Genomic DNA, 23955 nt, shown 5'->3' on the forward strand with positions numbered 1-23955 from the left:
TCTCCTCCCATGACCGGGCCGTCAGGGGCGCGGCGTTCATCGGTCGCGGGGACCGGCGAGTACGGTGGGCAGTTCCGGCCGCAGTGGCACTGCGCTGCCTCTCCCCCGGCCGCACCGGCGTCCCCGACGTCCTCCGTGCAGGTCATGGCTCGTACCTTCCCACCCACAGGGCCTTGCCGCCCGATCCTGTCCGCAGTTGCAGCCGCTGCTCGAACTCCGGCTCGTAGACCTGGCCCTGGTAGGTGTCGGTGCTGTCCGCGACCGGGATGTCCAGCAGGGCGATGTCGTGGAGCTGCGCGGCGGTGCAGGTGATGTCCTGTGCGGGCTCGTCGACGCAGCGGTGGGCCGCGAGCCCGGGGTACACGATGCCGTTCTCGGTCAGGCCCGGATGGCTGCTCAGCAGCTGCACCAGCTCGCGGCGGCCCTCGGCGGATCGCAGAGCGGCCCGTGTCTCGTCGTCGCAGTGGTCGCACAGTGCCCGCAGGCGTGTGACGTCGTCGTTCTGGGCCGCGTCCCTGATGCGCTGCGCCAGCGCTCGCAGATGTGCCGGGACCGGCTCTGCCCGGTCGGTCATGTGCGCCACCCTGCTCTGTTCGGGCTGTGCCGCCGGGGCGGGCGGCGCCGCCTTCGCGCTCTCCGCCGGGGTGAAGACGAAGGCCGACACCTGGGAGCCCAGGACATGGCGCTTGCCGCTGCGGTCGGTGAACTCCAGGTCGCCGAGGAGAGGGAGGTAGTACTCCTCGTCCTTGCGCTTCTGGGGCCGCTCGGGCACCAGGAGCCGGGCCATGCGCCCCTGGGCGCCGTATCCGACGGCCCGCATGCCCGAGCCCAGGTAGCTCCACTTGCCGTCGCGGAGGTAGTACGACACGAAGCGCTGGGGCGGAACGGCCTGGCATCCCACGTTCGGTCCGAAGGTCACGGCGAGGCCGTCGCCCGCCCAGGCGAGGCCGGTCACGGTGACCCGATCCTCGAGGAGGGCACGGGTCATGGCCGCGTCGGCGGGGCGCTCCGGCGTCTTGCGGCCTTCTTCGCCGTATGTCGCGAGCAGCACGTTCCCGACGTTCCAGCAGGCCCCGCCGGAGTCGGCCGAGTACCAGCCGACGTGCCGTCCGTCGGGGGACTCCAGGCCCTCGGTGAACGAGGTCGGAGTTCGGGCCGGAAGGAACGGCCGGACCGTGCCTGACCGGTCGGCGGCGAGCATCTGGTACTGGCCGCGACCGGCCTCCTCCTCGGGCAGCGGGCTGGCGATCGTCACCGCGTCCCGGCCGCCGACCGCGACCTTGGCGTAGTCCCCCTGCGGGGCACTCAGCGGTGCGCGCCGGACCTGTCCGTCCGCGTCGAAGAGCAGGAGCGCGTCGCCGTCGGTGGTCAGCGTGGCGGCGTCGCCGCCGAGGAAGCCGACTCCCCGGCAGGGGCAGGGCGTCGTCCGCTCGCGGCTCGTCGCGATGTCGAGGCGGTGCAGCCTGCGTCCGTCGGGGCTGTCGTTCTCGTCGTCGATCCACGCCAGCGCGGATCCGTCGGGGGACCATCGGACGTCGTCGGCGGCGGCGCTCAGCCGCGCACCCCGCCATGTCCGGCCGGCTGCGTCGGACAGGACGATCTCCTGCGCATGCGGCCGGACGAACGCGAGAACAGCGGTTCCGTGCGCGGTTCCGGGCCCTTTCCCGTCCGAGGCGTCGTCCCGACCGCCCGGCCCATCGCAGCTCGCGCCCAGCAGCGCCGCCCCCGCGACCAGGGCTGCCGCCCGTCTCACCCATGCGGCGCGGCGGTTCACTCGGCCACGCCCTTGCACAGATCGATGTACGGCACGGACTCGTCCACGTACTTCTCCCACTCGCTGTGCGACAGACCGCCGTCGGTCCAGTCGCACATCCGCTGCTCGAGCGAGCCCTCCGTCATCTTCCAGATGTTGACGATGCCCGGTCGCCTGAGGTCACGTCGGGGCGGCAGAGTGGCCCCGGTGAGGTAGGCGCCGTCCGATGACCAGTTCACCTGCACCACGGTGTTGCCGTCGGTGCCTCGCAGTGGCGGCATCGACTGCTGTCCGGTCTTGAGGTTGTGCACGACGACGTGGTCTCCCATCGCCGATGCCACCAATCGGCCGTCTGGCGAGATCGCGATGTCCCGGGGAAGTTCGCCCACCGGCAGCCGCAGTGGTTTGCGCAGCGGAGTCAGCTTCCTGGCATCCAGCAGACTCACGGTGCCCCTGGTCCAGGCAAGAGCGGCGAGCCGGGACCCGTCCTTCGAGATCGACAGTCGAACGACATCGGGAGCAGTGACCGTCCGCAGCCTCTTACGGGTGACGAGGTCCACCATGACGAGCCGGGTCTTGGCCCCCTTGCCCTCGGCGAAGACGGCGGTCCTGCCGCGGATCGCCATTGCCGTGGAGTCACCACGGAGCGGGATCGAGCCGACGCGTTGCCAGTTGCGGGTCGACCAGATGCCCACGTCTCCGAGGGCGTTCCGCGCCACCAGGAGATCGGCTTCCGGTACGAAGCCGACCTGCGCGACGATGCGTTCCTCGGGCTTGCGCGTGCGGTCCTGTTCGGGGGACATGAGGAGTTCCGTGAGGTGGGATCCGTCCTTCTTCCACACGTTGACAGCCGCGAAGCCTCGGCTCTGGCCGGCGGCGGCCACGAACTTGCCCGACATCGCGAGGTCGTTGATGTACCCGGCCGAGGCCGGGTAGTCGACGACCGGTTCGTACGACGCTGCCGCGGTGCCGGCCATCTCGGGCACGGAGTCGAGATCGATCGTGTAGGCGCCGTAGGAGGTGTTCGTCATGAAGTCGGTGAGCAGCAGGGTGTGTCCGGGGCCGAAGGTCACGCCGGTGGACGGCTGTGCAGGAGGCAGGGCCCGCTGTACCGGATGGTTGCCGAGCACGGTGACGCGGGCATCGCCCGCAGCCACGACCGTGCCGTCCTCCGCGCGTACGGCAGCGACGGAGCGCCCGCCGCTCGGCACGGAAAGCGGCTCGGTGGAACTGTCGAGGCCGGGCTGCACCGGAATCACCGCTGTGCCGTTCGGCCCGGCGATCACGACGTCGCCGGCATCCTCCTCCATCGCCTCGGGGCGGGTGGACAACCCACCGAGCGGGTAGGCGATCCTGCTGCGCGTGGAGCGGTCCCAGGCGAGAATCCCGCCACCCGTGGCCAGTGTCACCACGTCCTCGGACGCCTGGACCAGACTCGCGTTGCCGGGGACCTGCTCGGCCGGGACGAGGTGGGACACCTTCTTCGCCCCGAGGTTCACGGCGACCACGTCGTTCGTGGTGAGCAGGAGGACGGCTTGGTCTGCGCCCCTGCCCTGGCCGTCGTAGGAGGCGGGCACGACGTCCGCGTTGATCGCCATCCGTCCCGACGGCAGCAGCTCAAGGACCTCCTTGCCCGCGATGTCCTTGAGCCGCACACAACTGGTCACCGTGCGGCTGACGGGGTCGATGGTGGCCACGGCGCCCTCGTCCCAGACGGTGGTGAGCGCGGAACCGTTGGCCATGAAGCCCATCCCGACGATCTCGCCGTAGGGCCCGACACAGGACGGCGCCTTCACCGTTCCCAGGGCCTGCGGCTTGTCGCCCGACGCGTCGAACAGCCTCAGGTCCCTGCCGTCATGAGCGGCGAGGATGCCCGATTCGACACCACGGGCGAGCCCGGCCGCCCGTCCCTTCACCTCACCCAGCTTCCGCCCCGACCGGGTGTCCCACACCCGGATCGCGTCGTCGGCACCCGAGGTGTACGCCCGGTGGCCCGCATTGTCGACGGCGAGTACGTCCACGAGGGTCTCGTCCGCCACCCAACTGCGCACGGTGTTGCGGTTGGTCTCCAGGACCTCCTGGATGGCGTCCTTGGCTTCCTCGTTCCCTGAATCGATCTCGAACCCTGCGAGGGCCAGCAGCCCGGCGGTGCGCGGCTCGCTGCTCTTGAGGCGGACGGCCTGCGCGGCGAGTCGGGCCGCCTCGGCACGGCGGTTGTTCTTCTCGCTCTCGCCGTTGGCGATGCCCCACGCCACCAGCGCGCCGACGAGAGCCGCGGACAGCACCCCGGCCCCCAGTCGGACCGCCACGTGCCTGTCGAGACGCCGGACCTGCTTGGCGGCCTCGTCCACGGTGACCACGCCGACGATGTCGGCCTGTCCATTGATCTCGCGGGCCTTGCTCTTGTCGCGCTCCGGTACGACGACCCGCTCGCCCTCGTTGACCACGCTGAGCTTGGTCTCGTACCCGGTCACGGACTCGATGACCCGTGGGTTGGCGGCGGACACCGCGCCGACGACGGCCGTACGGGGATTGACCCTGCGCACCCGCACCGGTCCGAGCCAACTGCCCCTGGTCCTGACCAGTTCCGTGAGCAGGACGGCGAAGGCCGCACCGAATGAGGAGTCGTTCACATGGTCGACCGGGCCGTCACCGTCGCTCAGCGACCAGAGCACGGCGCCGTCCAGCTTCGCGGGGTGCGCGGTCCGCCAGGCGTCGTCGAGCGAGCGCCGGAACCCCTCGTCGCCCAGGAATGCCGACATGCTGCGCGGGTCCGGCAGCAGACCGGAGGGCAGCCCACGCACCAGATCCAGCCGGAGTTCGAAGCGGGCGCCGACGGGACCGCGGTCGGCGAGCACCGTCAGGCGCGGCCCCTTGAGGGGTTTGGGAATTCCTCCGTCGAGGGCGAGCAGCACGAGCGCCAGGTGCCCTCGGACCGAGGCGGGGGCACCGTCGTCGGACATCAGTCGGGCCAGTCGCTCACCGTGCCGCGAGCCGGTCGGCAGGACCAAGGTGCCCGCGTCGTGGTCGGTCCCCGGTGCCGCGGCGGCACTGCGCTGCAGCCAGGACGTACCAGTCCGCAGATGTCCTTCGGCCTCGTCGGCGGCCCCGACGAGTGCGAGACCGAGGGCGGCGTAGGCGCGCAGGGCACGAGCCGGTGCCGGCTCCCCGGCGACGAACGGAGCGTCCACAGGTTCCCGCAACTGGACGTAACCGGGAGCCTCGTCGAGCACGTCGTGCAACGGCGTCCGGTCGGCCATGACCCGCTGCAGCGTCTCCGCGTCGTCCTCCGCGACACAGTGGGTGAGAAAGCCCCACAACGACTGGCTCTCGCCGGTGAGTCGGGATAACAACTCCCATTCGTTGGTCTCGGGCGGCAAACGATCCAGCAGTTCGCGAACCGCGGAGGGGAGCATACGTTCTTCGGTCACGACTGCCTTCCCTGGCTGCACGTTTTGTGAGAGGTCATCCTGGCAGCAGGTACGTCCAAAAGGAGCCGGATCGCGTGGATTTGAAGGACAGTCAGAATTTCGGACATCCAAGCGAGAACACAAACGCATCACCAGCAACACGGGAACCAAAAGCAACATCACGCATATGTGTGCGACGGAATTCGAACTCCCTGTCGTGTGTGCGTATATGTCACAGCGGTCTGGAAGCTCTGCCATTCTTTCCCGGCATCTGCGACCATCCGATCGAAGGAGAGCAGTGGCCTCCACGACCCCACCCCGGCACCTCCGGCGGCTTCTGTGTCTGCTCGGCGCCGCGCTCGTGCTCTCGGCCTGCCAAGGCGGAGGAGACGACGACCGGTCCGGTCCCGATGTCGCCACGACGCGCTGGCGTCAGATTCCCCTCACCGAACTGCCCTCCGCATTCTTCGGGCTGTCGGCCCGCTCGCTCGTGGCGGCGAGGGACGGATTCCTTCTCGCGGGCCGTACACAGGGCGGCGGATCGGAGTTGTACCGCTCCGAGGACGGAATCAACTGGCGCGAGTCCCGCCCGTCGACACAACAGATGTCGGTGGACGTCCTGGCCGAGCACGATGGTGACGTCATCGCCGCAGGCAGGGTTTTCCGGGACGGAGAAGAGCTGCCGGCGATCATGCGCCACCGAGGCAAGGGCCGGTGGGGCAAGGTCGAGGCCCTGCCCGGGGGCCGCGCCTCAGATGTTGTGCTGGCCGCGGCCCGGGGGCCGCACGGCGCCGTCGTCGTGGGGCACGACGGCGGTCCGTTCGACACGACGACCGACCGGAAGAGAGGCCGCAGCCTGCGCGTCTGGGTCTCGACGGATACCCATCCCTTCGGCGCGCCGCACGACGTCGTATGCCCTCAGTGGCCGGACCAGGCACCCGAGGCAGGCGCCCTCGCCGACGATGACGGGTTCACGGTGTGGGTGAAGTGCAGGGACGCCTGGGGCACGTCGGCCTCCTTCACCCTGGAGACCTCCGACGGCGAGGCCTGGCGGCGCAAGCCGGAGCCTCCCCCGCCACTGGCCGTGCGCGCGGGCACGGCCAGTCCTTCGGACGGTGCCCGGGTCGGCCAAGTCGTCGCGGTCCAGGGCGGATATCTGGCCCTGGGGTCGGCCGAGTCGTCCACGAGGAGCACCGGCTCCCTGTGGTCCTCCCCGGACGGCCGACGCTGGACGAGAGCGACCGGCGGCAAGGACGGCTTCCGGCAGTCGGTACGAGTGGACGCCGCGGCCGAGTACGACGACACGCTGCTCGTCTTCGGCACCGACCCGGAACCGGACGGACACCCGCCCGTCCGCACCCGGGTCTGGCTCGGCACCCCGGCCGGGCGCTCGCCGAAGCCGGTGCCCACACAGGGCGAGGGACTGCCGACGATCACCGGCACCTGGAGCTGGGCCCAGGGCACGCTGAAGATCTCCCGCCAGGGCGAGTTCACCTACCGCTACCGAGTCCTGCGCGACTGCGCCACCGACGCTCCGCCCTGCGACGATGTGTCCACCTCTACCTGGGGCGGACTCGTCACCGGCACCCTCAAGGAGAGCCCCCGCGGCGCGCTCCAAGGCACCGTTCGCTCGACCAACACGTCCGAGCGCGGTCACACGCCCGGCGCTGCGGTGACCGTCGCCCGCGAGCCTTACAACGCCGTCGGCCTCACGATCGGCGACTCGGTGGTGGGCATTTTCTGCCACCCGGGCGACTACGACGAACGTTGCCAGGACGTACACGGCTGAACACGCGGAGTCTGCCCGCCTCCGAGGCTCGGCGGTGCGGGAGGTCCGTGCCCGCCACCCGGCCGCCGTGAGCAGACGAACGACATCGCCCGAGCCGTCAGCCCTGAGAGATCTTTAAGGCTCGCAGCCGCTGACCTGATCGAGGCCGGGGCCAGTGACCGAGAAGTGGCCCGGCGGTTCAGGGTGACCAGGATGTCGGCGAACCGCTGGCGGGGGGCGTTGGCATCGGGTGATAGTCAGGGCCTGGTCGCCAAGGGAACAGGGGGCGCCCATTGCGAGCCAGATGCGGGTCAACTCCGGTTGCTGGATGTCGTGGAAGCCGGCCCAGGCCCTCCGGCCGGAGTGACCAGTGCTGGACGCCGGCGAGGATCGCAGAGATCGTGCACGGCCGGTTCGCGGTCGAGTACCCCTGGTAGGACTGGACTTGCTGCGGCACCGCATCGGCTGGGGCGTGCCAGTGCCCTCCCGCAAGGCCACCGAGCGGGACGAGGCGTTGTGTCAGCGGGTGATCGAGATTGCGAAGGGCGCGAATCCGCTGGCTCGGATCACGTGCGGTACGAACAGGATCGCGGCTTCTGCGGCCCGCGCGGTCTCGATCCCGCCGAGGTCCGTGATCCACTCCTGCTGCCAGCCGAGGTCGGCGAGAAGCCCGCGTACGACGTGCTTGGCCTCCGGGTCCTTGCCGGAGAGGAAGGCGGTCGGTGTCTGCGTGAGCGCGGCGGGTGCGGTCATCACCGTGTAGAGCATCGTGTTGAGTGTCTTGACGACGCGCGTGTCCGGGAGAGCTTCTTGAAGTTGCTCCGCAAGGCTTGAGCCGGGGTAGAGCAGCTCGGCCGGCAGTCCGTCCGGTCCGTCGACGGTGGCGTTGGAGACGTCTACGAGAATCTTGCCCTGCAGTTCCTCGCGCAGTGCGACGAGCCGCTCCAGCGAGCCGGCGCCGGGGGTGGCGTTGATGACGATCTGCGCTGTGCGGGCGGCGTCGGCGGCAGAGCCTGGTGAGCGGTCCGCCACGGTCACCTCGTGCCCGGCCCGGGTGAGGGCCGGGGCGAGGCTGCCGCCGACGCGGCCGTTTCCGAGAACGGCGATCATGGTCATGTTGATGTGGTCCTTCCGGTGCTTGGTGGTTGTTCCCAGTGCTTGCAGTTCTCGTGGGAGTCAGCGGGAGAGCGTGGTGACGGCTTCGGTGTGCACGCCGGGCGCGGCGGCCAGGAAGCTCTCGCTCTCCGGGGTCCAGGGGCTGCCCTCGGCGTCGGTTATCCGCCCGCCGGCCTCGGCGACGAGCAGCGCCCCGGGGAGCAGGTCCGCGCGGGCCCCCGCGAACTGCCAGAAGGCGTCGATCCGGCCTGCCGCCACGTTCAGTAGGTGCAGGGTGGCGGGCACGGATGTCCGTACCACGAGCGCGTCGAAGAGCATCGCGGTGATCGAGGAGCCGATGCGCCGCACGACCGTCTCGTCCTCGTCCGGTCTGGCCTGGCTCGTGGCCACGAGGCTCAGGCCGAGGTCCGTGATCTGGGACACGTGCAGCGGGCGCCCGTCGAGGTGGGCGCCGCCGCCGGCGAGTGCGGTGTAGGTCTCACCGGTCAGCGGCAGGTGAACTGCGGTGAGCACGGGCTGGTTGTCGCGCACGAGAGTGGCGGTCACCGCCCACTCCGGCAGGGCGTGCAGATGGTTGACGTTGCCTTCGGCCGGATCCAGGACCCACCATTCGCCGGGGGGCAGAGCCCCGCCCGCAAGCTCGTCCTCCACCCAGCGGGCGTCCGGGCGCAGGAGGGTGAGGCGAGGGCGCAGGACGTCGAGGGCCGCGTCGTCGTTGGCGGCGAGCGCGCGCATCAGCTCTTCGCGGGTCCGGTAGCGGACCACCTCGCCGAACCGCTCCCGCAGCGCCGAAGCCGCCGCGCGCACGGCGATCGCGGTCTGCGCGAGCAGGTCGGCGTCGGACGCGGAGCCGGCGGTGGCAGCAATTCCGGTGGTCTGAATCGACTCGGGCATGGCGGTGCTCCCATCTGAGCAGGGGGTGATGAGGCGGACCGGACGAAAACCGTGCTTCCTTCGCCCCGCATCTCGAAGGTAGGAGGGGGCCGTCATTAACTGCAAGTGCATGTAAAGCACGGCTAGGATGATTCTCATGCAATTGGATTTGAACCTGCTCGCCGCGCTCGATGCGCTCCTGGAGGAAGGCAGCGTGGCCGGAGCTGCTGAGCGCCTGCACGTCACCGCCCCCGCGATGAGTCGAAGCCTCGGCCGGATCCGGCGCACGACGGGGGATCAGATCCTGGTGCGTACCGGGCGCACGATGACCCCGACGCCGTACGCGATCGCCGTCCGGGAACAGGTGCACGAGCTGCTGCAGCAGGTCCAGGGCGTGCTGGCGCCCAGCCGCGAACTCGACGTCACGACGCTCGAGCGCACCTTCACACTCCGCTGGCACGACTCACTCGTCGCACTCAGTGGCCCCGCGCTTCTCGCGGCCGTGCGCAAACAGGCGCCGGGCGTACGTTTGCGCTTCATCGCGGAATCAAGCATCGACACCCCCGAGCTGCGTCGCGGCGCGGTCGACCTGGAGGCGAACGCGAACCGCCCCACCGCACCCGACATTCGCGCCGATCGGGTGGCCGAGACCCGGCACGTCATCGTCGTGCGGCGAGGGCACCCGCTCACCCGAGTCAAGACTGTCACCGCCGCGCGGTACGCCGCGGCCGAGCACATCAACGTCTCGCGGCGCGGAACGCTCGGCAACGCCCTCGACGACGCGCTCGCACAGCTCGGCCTCACCCGACGGGTAGTGGCGACCACGCCCACCGAAGGGGCCGCATTCGAGTTCGTACGCGGCTCCGACCTCCTCGTCACAGCCCCCGAATCGACGACGCGTTCAGCGGCCACGAATCTCGATCTGACCCTGCTCCCACTGCCGCTCGAACTGCCGCCTGCCCCGGTGTACCTGTCATGGCATCAGCGCTATGACACCGACCCCGCACACGTCTGGCTACGCGATCTGGCGCGGACCGCGTTGGCAACCTGACGTAACCCGCACCTTCAAGGATCTCTCGTGCTGTGGCCGCATGGGTCCACCGGGTTGGAGGGTTTTCCTCCCTCACCGAGCAGGCGCTCGGGAACCCTCGTGCAAGGGAACCGCCGCGGGAACACGGAAGGGTCACTGGTGCTCGAATGAGGATCGTTGTCGGGAGAGGGCCAGCCTGCGTCGCTCTCGGTCGATCCTGGTGATGACGACGGTGACATCGTCGCTGACGGCGCTCGGCGACGAGCAGGACGACGTGACGAGGCGGCCCGGTGACGGGCCCGAGGAGGGGACACCATGACGGCACCCGACACACCCGGTACGGCCGATGCCGAACAGGTCAACGCCGCGATGTGGCACACCTACGGGGCGCACCACCTCGACCGGGCCACGCCCCTGCCCGAGGTGGACGAGATCGCCTGGGGTCCTGCGGGAACAGGGCCGGGAGATGCTCTCCTCGGTGATCTGACAGGCCGGCGCGTGCTCGACCTCGGCTGCGGCCCCGGCCGGCACGCCGCCCACCTCGCGCGTACCCATCAGGCCGCCGTGGACGCCGTCGACCTCTCACCGACTCAGATCGAGCGCGCACGGGCACGCTACGGCGACCTCTCGGGCCTGCGGTTGATCCAGGCCGACGCGGTCGGGCATCTGCGCGCTTCGGCGCCGTACGACGTGATCTACTCCCTGTCCGCCGTCCACTTCGTCGACCCGCACCGGCTGCTGCCCGCCCTGGCGGCGGCCCTCAGGCCCGGCGGACGGCTGTACTTCACCGTGCTGCACACCAACTCGTCCGGGAACGGTCCTTCTTCAGAGGTGAAGCCCCGTCCGGAGATCCTGCGACTGGCCGGCGGCGGCGAACTGACCGGGCACATGTGGGTGCTCACCACGAAGCTGTGGACGGACCTGCTCGCGGAGTACGGGCTGCGCACCGAGGAGGTCGCCGTGCTGGACGCGCCCGAGGAGAGCAATCAGGCCTCCTACCGGCTCTTCCAGGTCCGCAGGCCCGTCCGGATCACCTCTCGTGCCCGTACGGCCCAGCCGCCCGTCGCGCACGCGGCGGCCGGGGTCGGCGCGGTGCTGGTGGGACCGCGCGGACTTCTGCTCGGCCGCCACCGGCGGGGGACCGTCGAGCTGCCCGGCGGTACGGTCGAGCCGGGTGAGTCGCTGGAAGGGACGGTCGTGCGCGAACTGGCCGAGGAGACCGGTCTGCAGGCGGACCCGGCCGACGTACGTCTGCTGGGCATGCTCTTGGACCAGGTCGGCGGCGTCGTCCGGATCACGTTCGGCGCGCTCGTCACGCAGTGGAGCGGCGAGCCCACCGACCAGCCGGGCGAGCCGGTCGGAGACTGGGGATGGTGGCCGCTGGACGGCCTGCCGCCGGGCCTGTTCGAATGCAGCGCCCAGATCCTCACCGCCTGGCGCCCCGACCTGCCCATCGACCATCCCCCAGCCCGTTTCACCCCCTTCGCCGAGCCGCACGGCGCCGGTCAGGACGACCTTGGCCGGGTCGCGAAGTAGTGGCTCAACGCGCAGCCGGCGATAAGCGCCATCTCCGTCCGGTGGCCGTTCGGCGGCGAGAAGGCCGGGGGCAGTTCAGGAAGGCGAGTCCGGGCAGCGGCAGGGCCGCGACCTGGTCGCGTCCAAATCCGCCGCGCAAAGCCGTTGCAGGGGGTCACACGGCTGCCCCTCCCCCGGGCGGACACGCCCACGTCCTCGACAACAGTCAGGTCGCCGCCGGGGGGCCGTAGCACTGCTGGAGCACCTGGGACACGGCAGCCTCCTCCGCCGCGGATCTCGGAAACAGCGCCCCGGCAGGCGGCGTTCGCCGACCCCCACCACAGCCACACCGGAATTTCCCCGTGCGGCCCTGCTGAGACGGAGGCGGCTGATGCCCGGGCGACGCACGGGTTTGAGGTCTGCCCGTTCACGAGGCGCCCACGACCTGGAGCGGGCCCCGGGACGACCCGTCTGATCGTGGGCCGCCCTCCGATGGCACCATCTGTGGCATGCCCCCTTCCCTTCAGGTCGGTCCGTACACCGTCATCGCGCTCGCCGACGGCGTGGGCCCCTTCTTCTCCCCCAGATCGGAGGCGTTCCCCGACGCCACCACCGAGCAGTGGGCGGCGGCCGACCGGCTCGATCCCGGCGCGCTCGACGCCGATGGGCGCTGGCTGCTCCAGTTCCGCGCGTTCGCGATCCGCAGCGACCAGGGCGTGACGCTGGTCGACGCGGGGATCGGCCCGGCCGACAGCCCGGCGGCCTCGTGGGCGCCCGTGCCCGGGGCACTCCCGGCCTCGTTGGCCGCCGCGGGAATCGAACCGTCCGAAGTGGACACCGTGGTCCTCACGCACCTCCACACCGACCACGTGGGCTGGGCCGTCGTCGGCGGCGAGCAGACGCGACCGTTCTTCCCGAACGCCGCATACCTGTTGCAGCAGGCCGAACTCAACGCTCTCGAGGAGATCAACCCGCAGCTGCGGTCCACCATGATCGACCCGCTCCAGAAGGCCGGTCAGCTACGGCTGCTCGACGGCGACACCCCGCTGCGCAGCGGCGAGCGCGTGTTCGCCACGCCCGGTCACACACCCGGACACCAGAGCGTGCTCGTCGCATCCGGGCGCGAACTGGTCGCTGTCACCGGTGACCTGCTCGTGCACGCGATCCAGGTGCTCCACCCCGAACTCGCATACGCTCACGAAATGGACCCTGCGCAGGCAAGGGCCTCAAGGGAACAGGTGCTCGAGAGCCGGGCCGCCGACACTCTCTTCCTCGCAACCCCGCACCTGACCGAGCCGTTCATCGCCCGCTGACCCACCGGGCGGTCGAAGTGGCGGGCCGAAGCACGCCAGTTCTTCGGGTGGGCGATCCCGTGCTCGGCCCGGATACGCCGCGAGGAACGCGCTCTGCGCTGCCGCTCGTGCCTCTCCTCCTGCCTCTCCTCATGCCGGTCCGAATGGTTCTTCTTGACCCCTGCGAACAACGCCGCGGGTCACACTCAAGGCCGAGAGCGAGACAGACCCAACGGAGGCCTACCAGCAGAGGGCACTGCCGTGAGGTGTCCGGCTCCGTGAACAGGACGACGACGGCCGCGGCCAGCGCTGCCCGGCCGCCTCGACCGTCACGGCGCCCGCGCAGCCGCGGCCCCGCAGGTCGTGCCGGGGTGTGGAAGGGGTCCACCCGGACCATGCCGCCGACGATCGAGGGCGCTGCCGCCGTCGGGACTTGAGTGCCGTCCGGGTCTCCCAGAACGTGAAGTGCCTGTCAGCGAAACGCGGGCCGTCCCAGGAGCCGGCGTCCATCAATTCGATGGAGGCTGCTGCTCCCTGACATCGACACAGAACTCATGGCACCAGTGCGCGACTTGCTCTCGGCCCTGCTCGCCCGTTGCTAGGGGTGTGGACGCCCGGCGAACGCCGAGGCCGGACGAAGTTTTTCCGGAACCTGTCGCCCGACCACATGGTCGACCAGCGCCAACAATGACGCCTGTGCAGGGCCTTCCGGCAGTCCCTCCAGCGTGTCGGCCGCCCGGCGCGCCTGCTCGCGGGCCAGCGCACGGGTCACATCGAGCGCTCCGCTGTCACGGACGATCGCAACCGCTTCCTCGACATCGTCCGCCGTCAGGCGCCCCCGACGAATCAAGCTCGTCAACCTGCCGGGGCTGCGCCGCAGGGCGACCAGTACGGAGTGGGCCAGTGTGCCTTCGCTCAGTGCGACGCCCACGGCGTTGTCCGTCGGGCGCGAGGCCCCGGTGATGATGCGGACCTCCTCGGTCAGTCGGAATGCGACGCCCAGCGCACGGCCGTAGCTCCCGAGTGCTCCGACATGTTCCGGATCGGTTCCGGCGGCAACGGCACCGAGGCGGCACGGCAATTCGAATGTCACCGCGGTCTGCGACTCCACCAGCGACAGGTGATCGTTCTCGGCCATCCGCGCGTCGAATGCGTGCCGCCGCTCGCCCATTCTGCCGATGCACACCTTCGTGACGGCACGGGAGATGAGTGCGAGCGCTTCAGGACCACCGTCGGCGGCCAGGTGCAACGCTTTCGACATCAGGAGATCGCTCACCAGGATGGCGAACCTGTTTCCCCAGTTGGAGTGATGTGTCGGTGCGTCCTCGACACCGAGTTGTGCGAGCGCCGCCAGGGCGCTGAGTTCGATCGCGGCGCCCATCCTGATGCGACGGCGCGCGCCGATGTCACCGAAATGGCTTGCCAGCAGCAGCAACAGCGCCGGCCGGAACGGTACGCCGGGATCTCCCCAGCTCGACATCGCCAGACGGGCCAGGAATGGCCACTCGTCGCGGACTGCGCTCGCCATGAGTTCACCGACGCCGAGCAGGTCGGTGCGTACGTCGACTCCGGGCGCCATCAGCCCGGCCACGTCGTCGATCGCGCGATGTGCCCGGAGCTCGCCCATGCCCTCGGGCAGCAGGAGCGCCCGGCGACAGAGCGCGAACGGAACGCGCTCGCTGTTGAACGTGCTCTCGAGGACCCGCCAGACGAACTGGTACCGGTGGGCCGACCGGCGGCCGGCCGTCAGGAGCCCGGAGTACGAGTTCTCCAGCAGCAGCGCATGGTCCAGGAGGTCCGGACACTCGGGATCGCGGGTCAAACCGCGGTCGATCACCTCGGCAGCGGTCCTACCGGACTCAAGCGCGTAGCTGATGCCCTCCCCCGTGAACGGGTTGACCAGCCCCGCCGCATCGCCGACGAGCAGGATGCCGTCGCCGACGCAGCGACCGGGGGCGAAGTCGAGGCGAAGCGGCGCAGTGGCCCACTCCCCGCGCAACCGGCCGTCGAACGCCTTCCGCGCTCTGCCCAGCCGGGCGAGGAAGCTCTGCAGTACCTGCTCCGCGCGGCCCTCGTATCCGGGACGGAACAACGCCACGCCGATGTTGGCTTCCGACGCACACGTCGGATTGATCCAGCCGAACGACGGCAACAGGTCCCGCCCCACCACGTCGTCGAGGGGCAGGAAGACCTCCTGCAGGTCCAACAGGCCGTCGAGACCGGTCAGATAGCCGCGGACGCCGACGCCGAGGTCGCCCTCGGGCAGCAGACCCAACGCACGCGCCAGCGGAGACCGTGCGCCGTCGGCCGCGACAACCGCGGACGCCCGGACGTCGATGAGCCGGCCGTCGCGGCGCACCCGCACCCCGACGACTCGTCCCCGCTCGACGATCGGGGCCGTGACCGCGGCCCCCTCCCAGAGTTCGGAGCCGACCGCCACGGCGCGGGCGCAGATCGCTTCGTCGAGCGCGCGGCGCGGCACTACGAGGCAGTGGCTGTCGGCGCCCGGATAGGCACCGTAGGCGAAATCTCGCCGCCCGCGGCCGCGCATGTGGACCCGCAGGCCCCGCACGCGTTGCGAAGGGGGAAGCGAGTCGAGGACACCCATCGCGGCCAGGACCCGGACCGCGCGCTGTGTCAGCGCATCACCGCACACCTTGTCCCGCGGGAAGCGCTGCGCCTCGAGCAGCAGGACCCGGCGGCCCTGGACCGCGAGGTGATAGGCGGCTGAGCCACCTGCCGGCCCGGCGCCGACCACCAGCGCGTCGTAGTGGTTGCGCACGATCATTCCATTCGGCTCGCAGTACGTCGTGCCGTGACGGCGAGCGCGTCCCGGCCCGGGAATTCCGGTAGCTCGGCGAGCGCGGCGGCGGCGCCGTCGGCATACGTGCGTGCGAGCTCTCGCGTCGCGTCCACGGTGCCGGAACGACGCACCAGCGCAGCCGCTTCGCTCGCTTCGCGCGCGCTGAGGTTCTCATGACGCAACAGTGCGGCCAGTCGCCCGCCCGGGGTCTGTCGCAGGGCGAGAAGAACCGAGTAGGAGAACACTCCGGCGCGCAGATCGGTACCCGTCGGCTTGCCGAGGTCGACCGGGTCGCCGAGGAGATCGAGCAGGTCGTCGGTGAGCTGGAACGCGATGCCCAACTGCTGGCCGTAGCGGAAGAGAGCGTCGACGTGTCCGGGGTCGCAGCCGGCCAGCTCCGCACCGAGTCTGCACGGCAGCCCGAACAGCGTGGCCGTCTTCATGCGAATGATCTCGAGGTGCTCGTCGACCGCGAGATCGACGTCGTACACGTGCTCGGTTTCCCGGAGCTGGCCGCTGCACAGCGTGAACGCCGCTTCCGTCACGGTGGACACGACACCGTGCGGCAGATGTGCCAGCTCGGCCATCGCACAGGCGAGCACGTGCGTTCCCGTGGTGACGGCATGTGCGTTGCCCCACCGGGAATTCACGCTCGGCGCTCCGCGTCTGGTCGTCGCGCCGTCCATCACGTCATCGTGGAGCAACGACCCCACATGCATGAGTTCGATCGCGGCGGCGGCGTGCACGAGCAGCGCTTCGTCGGCCTCTCCAAGGCTCGCGGAGAGGAACAGCAATCGGGGGCGAAGCCTCTTGCCGCCGTGACGGATCAACTCGCCGGCGGTCCGTCCCAGGCCCGCGTCCTGTGCGGTGACCGCCTCATGCATGGCGTGGGCGAGCCGCGTCGCCCAGCCGTTGTCGACCGAAGGTGGCAAGGTCTCAGAGGAATTCATCGCGCAACTCGTCGAGCTGCGTGCGCATTCTCGCCGACGCGAAGGCCAGTTCGGCGAATCTGACGAAGAAGCCATAGCCGTTGTGCAGATCGCCTGCCGGAGCCCGCACGATGACGTCTCCCCGGAAGTAGGCCTGAAGTGGTGTGAGGACACCGCTCGCGATCGCCTGCGCGGCCTCCAGATAGACGGCGCCGTGCATCATCTCGTCCGGTCCGAGCCCCGGCTCGATCACGACGTCCCCGCCTCCGACACGGACGTTGATCCGCCCGAATCCGAGCACGGCCACGTTGGCCCTGCGGCCGTCGAACTCGCCGACCATCTCCTGGAACTCGACCGGGTTGTCGGTCCGGAAGTTCGCCACCCCGCGCTTCACATGGGCCGCGAGTGCCTTGTCGTTCGGAGTGACGCTTGCGGCTCGGGGCGCGAAGTCGTCGGACATGGAACGTCTCTCCTCGTCGAAGGTTTCCGACCTGCGGTGGGCTGCTCCGTCACAGTGGCGGCGGTGTGGCGTTGACCGCCGCCAGGGCGTCGATCCTGCCGTACCAGATGTTGGGAATCAGTCCCGGCGTGTTCGTGATGATGAGCTTCCTGACCACGGCAGGAGCCAAGGTGTCGTTCTTCTCCAGGATGAGCGCGGCGAGACCCGCCACGTGCGGGGTCGCCATACTGGTGCCGGACTTGTTGATGAAGCCCGGCGCGACGACGTTCGCCGGCTTTCCGGTCCCTGCCGCCCGCGCGGAGGCGATGTCGACACCCGGTGCTGCCACATCGGGCTTCGGCCTGCCGTCCGGCGTATAGCCGTGGCTGGAGAAATCCCAGAGGTGGTCGTCGTCCTTGGTGGCGCCGACGGTGATGACCTTGAACGCGTTACCGGGACAACGAATTACGGGGTACGGATCCCCCCAGAATTCGACGCCTTCGTTCCCGGCGGCGGCAACCACCACCACACCGAGGCTCACGAGACCCTCCGCTCCGGTGCACGCTACGCAGGTACCGCCGGCGCAGACCCACTGCCAGTCGTAGAGCGTGAACCCCCAGCTGTTGCTCGCGACGTCGGCTCCGGAGGTCGCCACGGCGATCAATCCCTCGACCGCCCATTCCGCCCTCGTCCGGCCTTCGCCGTTGATGATGCGGATGTCGATGATGGTCGCTCCCGGGGCGATCCCCCGGAACGTCGCGTCCTGGCTCGCGATGACCCCCGCGCAATGAGTGCCGTGGCCGGTGTCGTCGCGCTTCACCGCCGTACCGGTCATATCCTGTTGCGGGCCTACGATGCCTGCGAGCGCGGGATGGGTGTCGTCGACGCCGCTGTCGACGACCGCTACGGAGACGCCCGTGCCCGTGATGCCGGCGGGCAGGACGTTCGCCCTGATGTGCGGCCGGCTGAAGTCGAGAGCCTCGACGTTGCGCAGCTTGTTGCTGGTGACACTGCTGACGTCGTCTCGCGCCGCCACCGCCAGCACTTCGGAGGACGTCAGCTTGGCGAGCACGCTGTGGGTCAGCCAGAACTCCTTCTGGACCTCGATGCCCCTGCGTTCGAGGTCCGCCCGGATGCCCCGCAGGAAGACCTCGGCCTCGGCTTGGCGCGCCTCGACCGCCCGGGCCCGTTCGGACTTGCGGGCAATGGCGCCGCGCGCGGCGGCCCGGCCCGACACCAGGTTGATCAGCACCTCGTGCACGGGCTCCTCAGGAGGCAGGGGCGCACCCGTCCAGGCGGCGAGCTTGCGTCCCTCGCGCTCGACAAGGATCGAGATGACGATCCACTGATCGATCTTGGGCACCGCGATCGGATTCTCCGCCGTCAGCTCTTCCAGCTGCTTCCGGCGTCTCTTCTTCACGTACCAGTCGAACTGATCGCGGCTGCGCTCGGCCGCGGACCGACCGTCTCTCCCCGTCGGCGAGGACATCCCGGCTCCTCTCCACGCTGCAGCCACGATCTCCGCCTGCCGCGGCGAACCCAGCAGTACCTGCCGGACCTCCGGTCTGCCCGGGCCCGCGAGAAGCGACGGTATCGAGACACGGGCTGCGACCGTGTAATCGAGCCGGAACTCGCGGATTTATCGCCCACCCGCCGCAACGGGTGTGTCGACCGCCGCGGCGACTCGGCGGCCGAACACCGGACACCGCCCCTTCTCTGTGGCGCGGCTGCCTACGCCGGGGCTCAGCCCGCCTGGACCACCCATCGCCCGGGTCCGGTACCCCGTGCTGACGCCGGGCGCGGCCTGGCCGGTGTCGGGCCCCCGATCGTGATCGGCCTCGGCCCGAGGGGCTCGCAGCGTCCGGAGCCCCAAGCACCAACAAGCCGTCTCGATCCCCCACTCTGCAGGGTGGGTACGGTGGCGTAAGCCGCTCATTGCGCAAGTACTGATGGCCGCTGGTGTCTCGGCGTACCGCGGCGGACGGGGCGGGGAGCCGTGGCGGACGGGGCGGGGAGCCGTGGCGGTGATGCCGTGAGCGCACGGCTCCCTGCCGTTCGGTCCGGGTGCTACTCCTGTCCGGGGACCTCCATCTCCCCAAGGAGCGACCAGTCGTCCTGAGGAATCGTCGCGTTCACGATGCGCGGCGTCTCGACCAGATGGGGCGGCAGTGTCTGCTGGGCGGCCTTGAAGTGTGCGGACTGTACATGCGCGCCCCCGGCCTCGTCGTCGCGGAAGGCCTCGACGAGGACGTACTCGGTCGGCTCGTCCGTGCTGCGCGACCAGTCGAACCACAGGCAGCCGGGTTCGGCGCGCGTCGCCCGGGTCAAGTCCGCGGTGATCTCGGGCCAGCTGTCGGCGTGCTCGGGGCGGACCCGGAACTTGGCGGTGATGAAGATCATGGAATTCCTTCGCTGGTGTTCTGCGGCCCAGTATCAGGAGGGGCGTTGTGTGTACCTGACTGGCAGCACGGCGAGCGTGCGGCTGGGCAGCCCGCCCAGGAGCCGACGCCCCTTCCCTGAGCAAGCTGCCGGGGCCCGGCACGCGGAGCTGGTCGTCGCCGGGCGCCCGCGGGGTCTTCTGGACGCGGTGAGCTCCGCAGGCCGTCAACGGTCGGCAGTGGCCCGTGGATTGACCTCGCAGCGATCGATCTGGTCCACGCGGCCCGTGCTGGCAACGGCGACCCGGTAGGTTGCCGTGCCCTTCGCGGGCACCGACACCTGATCGCCAGTGTCGATCATGGTGAAGCCATGTGCGTCCTTGAAGCTGATCCTCACGGTGAAGAGACCGTCGCGTCCGTTCGGATTCCTGACCTCGACGGTCGCGTACGGATCGTCCGCGCTCGCGCAGCTGATGAGCACCGCGGTGCCGTCCTTCAGGGGCCGGGCGGTGTCGCTGGAGGGCGACGCGGTGGGGGTGGAACGGTGGGTGGGTCGCGAACGGTCCGTACCATCGCCGCTGCCACCGGTGCTCGTGCCGGAGTCATGCGTGTCACTGCCGGACGTGCCGCTGGGCGAACTGTCGGGCGAGACACCGCTGCCCGTCGTCGATGGACTGTCGTGGTCCCGGCTGGAGCTGCTGCAACCGCCCCCGCCATCGCTGTGATCACCACGGCCGGACGAGAACCCCGTCAGCGCCAGCACGACCATCGCTGACACCGCTGTAAATCTGAGACTTCTCCCCCGCGTGGACATGCCGTCACTTTACCCACGGCCGTCACACGCGCCCCGGCGACCGTCGAGCGACTCTGCGCGAGAGTACCCACGTCGTCACTGTCCGTAGCCCCGGCCGGTCCAAGTGGTGACAGGGCCGCCGACCCGGTCGCCATCTCACACGGTGTGATCGTGGCGACGGAGAAGCGGGCGCAGGGTCTCGATGACGCTCGGGTCGTCGACCGTGGACGGGATGGGTTCGTCGAAGCCGTCGGCGATACCGCGCATCGTCTTGCGCAGGATCTTCCCGGAGCGTGTCTTGGGCAGGGCGGCCACGACGGCGACCTCCTTGAGGGAGGCCACGGCGCCGATGCGCTCGCGTACAAGCCGGACCAGTTCGGCCTCGACCTCCTTCTCATCGCGGACGGTACCCGCCTTCAGGACGACGAAGCCGCGCGGAACCTGCCCTTTGAGGGCGTCGGCGACGCCGATCACGGCGCACTCGGCGACGTCGGGGTGCGCGGCCAGGGCCTCCTCCATGCTGCCGGTGGAGAGTCGGTGTCCGGCGACGTTGATGACGTCGTCGGTGCGGCCCATGACGTACACGTAGCCGTCCTCGTCGATGTGCCCGCTGTCGCCGGTGAGGTAGTAGCCGTCGTAGGCGGAGAGGTAGGAGGCGACGAAGCGGGCGTCGTCGTTCCAGAGGGTGGGCAGGGCGCCGGGCGGGAGGGGGAGTTTGACGACGATCGCGCCGTCGACGCCGGCGGGGACGGGCTGCCCGGCGGGGTCCAGGACGCGGACGTCCCAGCCCGGCAGCGGGCGGGTGGGCGAGCCGGGTTTGACGGGTACGGCCTCGATGCCCACCGGGTTGGCGACGATCGGCCAGCCCGTCTCCGTCTGCCACCAGTGGTCGATCACGGGGATGTCCAGAAGGGCGCTCGCCCAGTGATACGTCTCGGGGTCGAGGCGCTCACCGGCGAGGAAGAGATAGCGCAGTCGGGAGAGGTCGTACCCGGCGGTGAGGGTGCCCTCCGGGTCCTCTTTTCGGATGGCGCGGAAGGCGGTGGGTGCCGTGAACATGGTCTTGACGCCGTGATCGGCGGCGACCCGCCAGAACTGGCCCGCGTCCGGCGTGCCGACCGGTTTGCCCTCGTACAGCACGGTCGTGGCACCGGCCAGCAGCGGCCCGTAGACGATGTACGAGTGCCCGACGACCCACCCGACATCGGACCCGGTGAACATCGTCTCGCCCGGGCCGATGTCATAGACGGCGCCCATCGACCAGTGCAGAGCCACGGCACAACCGCCGCAGTCGCGGACAACTCCCTTGGGTTTCCCGGTCGTTCCGGATGTGTAGAGGATGTAGAGCGGGTCGGTCGCGGCCACGGGAACGCAGGCGGCCGATCGTGCGTCGGCGACCAGGTCGGCCCAGTCGAGGTCGTCCGGTCCCAACTCGGCGCGCTCCTGGGGCCGTTGCAGGATCACCCTCTTCTGCGGCTTGTGCTCGGCGAGTTCGATCGCGCGGTCCAGCAGCGGCTTGTACGGGATGACGCGCTTGCCCTCGATGCCGCAGGAGGCGGAGACCACCACCTTGGGGGTGGCATCGTCGATACGGACCGCGAGTTCGGGTGGGGCGAATCCGCCGAAGACGACCGAGTGGACGGCGCCGATGCGTGCGCAGGCCAGCATCGCGATGGCGGCCTCGGGGACCATCGGCATGTAGATGACCACCCGGTCGCCGTGCTCCACACCGAGCCCGGCGAGCGCCCCGGCGAAGGCGGCCACCTCGTCCCTCAACTGGGCGTAGGTGTAGGTGCGTCGGGAGCCGGTCACCGGGGAGTCGTAGACGAGCGCGGGCTGTTCGCCCCGGCCGGCTTCGACATGCCGGTCCACCGCGTTGAAGCAGACGTTGAGCCGGCCGTCCGGGAACCAGCGGTGGAAGGGCGCGCCCGAGGAGTCCAGGGCACGGGAGGGCGCCACCTCCCAGTCGATGCCTTCCGCCGCCCGCAGCCAGAACCTCTCCGGGTCTTCCAGGCTGGCCCGAAAGACGTCCTCGTACATTCCCATCGCACTCTCCTTGACCAGGGTCGTGGTGGCCCGCCTGCCACCATGTCACACGTGGATCATGCGATCGGCCAATCCGTGTGCGCTCACCTTGACCGCGTCACCCAGGGTGGGGGCCGGCATGGACGACGACCGCGAAACCGCGCCGGCGTACCGGGCACGACCACCGCGAGAGGAAGCAGGCCCTGGGCCGGCCCACTTGGGAAGCCGCGCCTGGAGAGGCCGCCAACACGTGATCCCGTCTCCGCCGCCCACGCCTTCCGCGCCCTCCAGAGCATCACCCGGTCCCCAAAAGAGACGGCGCCAGCGCGAGCCTCCACCAAGTCACCCGCGAACCCCGTCCACAAGGTTGCCAGGATCAGACGGTGGGCAGCTCGGAACAAGGTCGAGCTGTGCTTTACGCCGACGAACGTATCCTGGGCGGACCCGATCGAGGCGCACTTGGGGCCGCTGCGGCAGTTCACCCTCGCCCACTCGAATCACCCAACCACGCCGTGCAGTCGGCGGGAGCTGCACCGCTTCCAGCGCGGGGGCAACCAGAACGCCTGCCACCCGACGTCCCGGCACGGCCGGCTGGCCACCCAGCGCCGCGAACGCGCCCGCATCCGCATCCGCATCCGCACAGCGAGAAGAGGCATCCGTTGGAACGGTCGTCCCCTCGCCGCCGCATCACCGACCCCTGTGGTCGAGGCGCGCCTGCTACGGAGTGAGACTCGCCCGGACGAAACGGAACATGGCCACCGGGTCCGTGGCACGGGTGACCGCCCGGCCAACGACAACATGCGAGGCCCCCGCTATGACCGCCGCACGCGGGGTCCCCGGGCGGGCGTGCTCGGCCGGGGATTCGCCGGGCAGCGTGACGCCCGGAGTGACGATTTGGGCATCTGGACCCAGAGTGCTGCGCAATGCCGCGACCTCCTGTGGCGAGGCGATCACGCCATGGCAGCCAGCCCTCTGCGCCAGACGGGCCAGCCGGAGCACCTGCTTGTCCACCGCATCACTTACGCCGATGTCGGTCAGATCCGCGTCGGTCATGCTGGTGACCACGGTCAAGGCAAGGATGCGCAGGCCGGGAAAGTCACGGGCGGCCTCGACTGCGGCGGACATGATGCCGCTGCCGCCCATGCCGTGGACGGTCACCATGGACACGCCCAGTGCCCCTGCGGCGCGAACCGCACCGGCAACCGAGTTCGGGATCTCGAAGAGCTTGAGGTCCAGGAAGACCTCCTTGCCCCGGGCGACAAGGTCCTTGACGACGTCCGGGCCCACCGCGGTGAGCAGCTCCAAGCCGACCTTGTAGAAACGGCACTCGTCGCCCAGTTGCTTCACGACGGCATCGGCAACTGCGCGATTGTTGCAGTCCAAGGCGACGATGATCTGGCTGGTCCGATCCACGGCGTCATTGTGTCGCCACCCCCGCCACGCCCCATCACCAGGGCCGTCAACGTGACCGGTGATCGTTTCCGGTCGCAGCACCAGGGCGCCAGGGCTTATTGAGCCGTGATCATGTCGATGGATGAGGTCTACGATCCGGATCAAACGGGCGGGGCTGTTCGACTGCTGGTCGGCTTCATGGCACCAGGCCGAAGTTGCGGTGCCACCGTGAGACAAAGCGCGGCGACGGAGCAGACGAACGAGGCGGTTCCAGAAGTTGTGCATTGCTCGCGGACGTGCTGGGCGAACTGCCGTCGACGTTCGGAGGGATTGGCGCGTTCGGGGATGCGGTAGCGGTCGGGGCGAAGGTGTCCGCGCGACCACTCGTGGAGTCGGGACGGGCCTCATTCCGGTCGTGAGCGGCCGAGGTTTGACCAGC

The 23955-nt window shown here is 69.9% G+C and carries 16 protein-coding genes and 2 pseudogenes; 5 read left to right on the forward strand and 13 right to left on the reverse strand.

The genetic code is table 11. The features are described from left to right. Positions 1 to 142 precede the first annotated feature (142 nt). Both ACFPQ9_RS38895 and ACFPQ9_RS38900 read right to left on the reverse strand, forming a co-directional pair. Entirely contained in the window at positions 143 to 1774 is a 1632-nt protein-coding gene (locus ACFPQ9_RS38895) for a TolB-like translocation protein (protein WP_380863957.1), read from the reverse strand. Continuing rightward, positions 1771 to 5184, reverse strand: a complete 3414-nt coding sequence (locus tag ACFPQ9_RS38900; RefSeq protein WP_380863959.1) for a hypothetical protein — start codon at positions 5182 to 5184, stop codon at positions 1771 to 1773. Before ACFPQ9_RS38900 ends, ACFPQ9_RS38895 begins: the two co-directional genes overlap by 4 nt. A 277-nt stretch (positions 5185 to 5461) precedes the next feature. Between ACFPQ9_RS38900 and ACFPQ9_RS38905 the strand changes: the two genes are divergently transcribed. Continuing rightward, positions 5462 to 6952: a hypothetical protein gene (locus tag ACFPQ9_RS38905; protein WP_380863962.1), complete on the forward strand. Its 1491-nt coding sequence runs from the start codon at positions 5462 to 5464 to the stop codon at positions 6950 to 6952. 84 nt (positions 6953 to 7036) lie between these two features. Then, positions 7037 to 7445, forward strand: a pseudogene (locus ACFPQ9_RS44740) (winged helix-turn-helix domain-containing protein); the annotation flags it as partial. A gap of 5 nt (positions 7446 to 7450) precedes the next feature. Here the strand turns inward: ACFPQ9_RS44740 and ACFPQ9_RS38910 are convergent. Beyond that, positions 7451 to 8047 (reverse strand): NADPH-dependent F420 reductase, encoded by a 597-nt coding sequence (locus tag ACFPQ9_RS38910; RefSeq protein WP_380863965.1) that lies wholly within the window; start codon positions 8045 to 8047, stop codon positions 7451 to 7453. 60 nt (positions 8048 to 8107) lie between these two features. Continuing rightward, a complete protein-coding gene (locus ACFPQ9_RS38915; RefSeq protein WP_380863966.1) occupies positions 8108 to 8941 on the reverse strand; it encodes an inositol monophosphatase family protein in 834 nt (277 codons plus the stop codon). A gap of 136 nt (positions 8942 to 9077) precedes the next feature. On the opposite strand from ACFPQ9_RS38915, the gene ACFPQ9_RS38920 reads away from it, so the two are divergent. The 3 genes from ACFPQ9_RS38920 (at position 9078) to ACFPQ9_RS38930 (ending at position 12778) form a co-directional block, all read left to right on the forward strand. Then, positions 9078 to 9971, forward strand: a complete 894-nt coding sequence (locus ACFPQ9_RS38920) for a LysR family transcriptional regulator (RefSeq protein ID WP_380863969.1) — start codon at positions 9078 to 9080, stop codon at positions 9969 to 9971. Positions 9972 to 10265: 294 nt separating this feature from the next. After that, positions 10266 to 11486 (forward strand): bifunctional class I SAM-dependent methyltransferase/NUDIX hydrolase, encoded by a 1221-nt coding sequence (locus ACFPQ9_RS38925; protein WP_380863971.1) that lies wholly within the window; start codon positions 10266 to 10268, stop codon positions 11484 to 11486. 488 nt (positions 11487 to 11974) lie between these two features. Then, a complete protein-coding gene (locus tag ACFPQ9_RS38930; RefSeq protein ID WP_380863974.1) occupies positions 11975 to 12778 on the forward strand; it encodes an MBL fold metallo-hydrolase in 804 nt (267 codons plus the stop codon). A gap of 250 nt (positions 12779 to 13028) precedes the next feature. On the opposite strand, the pseudogene ACFPQ9_RS38935 reads toward ACFPQ9_RS38930, so the two are convergent. From ACFPQ9_RS38935 to pyrF, 9 genes and pseudogenes are all read right to left on the reverse strand, one after another. Continuing rightward, positions 13029 to 13341 (reverse strand): annotated as a pseudogene (locus ACFPQ9_RS38935) (GNAT family N-acetyltransferase); the annotation flags it as partial. 14 nt (positions 13342 to 13355) lie between these two features. Then, complete coding sequence (locus tag ACFPQ9_RS38940; protein WP_380863976.1) at positions 13356 to 15539, reverse strand: geranylgeranyl reductase family protein; 2184 nt, start codon at positions 15537 to 15539, stop codon at positions 13356 to 13358. A 2-nt stretch (positions 15540 to 15541) separates the two neighbouring features. Further along, positions 15542 to 16510 (reverse strand): polyprenyl synthetase family protein, encoded by a 969-nt coding sequence (locus ACFPQ9_RS38945; protein WP_380863979.1) that lies wholly within the window; start codon positions 16508 to 16510, stop codon positions 15542 to 15544. Then, the gene (locus ACFPQ9_RS38950; RefSeq protein ID WP_380863981.1) at positions 16497 to 16949 is read right to left on the reverse strand and encodes a hypothetical protein; all 453 of its coding nucleotides are present in this window, start codon (positions 16947 to 16949) and stop codon (positions 16497 to 16499) included. The genes ACFPQ9_RS38945 and ACFPQ9_RS38950 overlap by 14 nt, the downstream gene beginning before the upstream one ends. 49 nt (positions 16950 to 16998) lie before the next feature. Beyond that, positions 16999 to 18417, reverse strand: coding sequence for a S8 family peptidase (locus ACFPQ9_RS38955; protein WP_380863983.1), 1419 nt, complete (start codon positions 18415 to 18417; stop codon positions 16999 to 17001). 578 nt (positions 18418 to 18995) lie between these two features. Next, positions 18996 to 19328, reverse strand: a complete 333-nt coding sequence (locus ACFPQ9_RS38960; protein WP_380863985.1) for a putative quinol monooxygenase — start codon at positions 19326 to 19328, stop codon at positions 18996 to 18998. 204 nt (positions 19329 to 19532) lie between these two features. Beyond that, complete coding sequence (locus ACFPQ9_RS38965; RefSeq protein WP_380863988.1) at positions 19533 to 20075, reverse strand: hypothetical protein; 543 nt, start codon at positions 20073 to 20075, stop codon at positions 19533 to 19535. A 180-nt stretch (positions 20076 to 20255) separates the two neighbouring features. Beyond that, positions 20256 to 22145: a propionyl-CoA synthetase gene (locus ACFPQ9_RS38970; RefSeq protein WP_380863991.1), complete on the reverse strand. Its 1890-nt coding sequence runs from the start codon at positions 22143 to 22145 to the stop codon at positions 20256 to 20258. Positions 22146 to 22841: 696 nt separating this feature from the next. Beyond that, a complete protein-coding gene (pyrF, locus tag ACFPQ9_RS38975; protein WP_380863994.1) occupies positions 22842 to 23537 on the reverse strand; it encodes an orotidine-5'-phosphate decarboxylase in 696 nt (231 codons plus the stop codon). Positions 23538 to 23955 lie beyond the last annotated feature (418 nt).

It is taken from the genome of Streptomyces coerulescens (genome assembly GCF_042657965.1).
In the GTDB taxonomy this organism is placed as follows: Bacteria; Actinomycetota; Actinomycetes; order Streptomycetales; family Streptomycetaceae; genus Streptomyces; species Streptomyces coerulescens.

Bases quoted from the DNA above. Each gene is read 5' to 3' on its own strand.
- ACFPQ9_RS38910 (WP_380863965.1), bottom strand. From the start codon at position 8,047: ATGACCATGATCGCCGTTCTCGGAAACGGCCGCGTCGGCGGCAGCCTC.
- ACFPQ9_RS38915 (WP_380863966.1), bottom strand. From the start codon at position 8,941: ATGCCCGAGTCGATTCAGACCACCGGAATTGCTGCCACCGCCGGCTCC.
- ACFPQ9_RS38920 (WP_380863969.1), top strand. From the start codon at position 9,078: ATGCAATTGGATTTGAACCTGCTCGCCGCGCTCGATGCGCTCCTGGAG.
- ACFPQ9_RS38925 (WP_380863971.1), top strand. From the start codon at position 10,266: ATGACGGCACCCGACACACCCGGTACGGCCGATGCCGAACAGGTCAAC.
- ACFPQ9_RS38930 (WP_380863974.1), top strand. From the start codon at position 11,975: ATGCCCCCTTCCCTTCAGGTCGGTCCGTACACCGTCATCGCGCTCGCC.
- ACFPQ9_RS38945 (WP_380863979.1), bottom strand. From the start codon at position 16,510: ATGAATTCCTCTGAGACCTTGCCACCTTCGGTCGACAACGGCTGGGCG.
- ACFPQ9_RS38950 (WP_380863981.1), bottom strand. From the start codon at position 16,949: ATGTCCGACGACTTCGCGCCCCGAGCCGCAAGCGTCACTCCGAACGAC.
- ACFPQ9_RS38955 (WP_380863983.1), bottom strand. From the start codon at position 18,417: ATGTCCTCGCCGACGGGGAGAGACGGTCGGTCCGCGGCCGAGCGCAGC.
- ACFPQ9_RS38960 (WP_380863985.1), bottom strand. From the start codon at position 19,328: ATGATCTTCATCACCGCCAAGTTCCGGGTCCGCCCCGAGCACGCCGAC.
- ACFPQ9_RS38965 (WP_380863988.1), bottom strand. From the start codon at position 20,075: ATGGTCGTGCTGGCGCTGACGGGGTTCTCGTCCGGCCGTGGTGATCAC.
- ACFPQ9_RS38970 (WP_380863991.1), bottom strand. From the start codon at position 22,145: ATGGGAATGTACGAGGACGTCTTTCGGGCCAGCCTGGAAGACCCGGAG.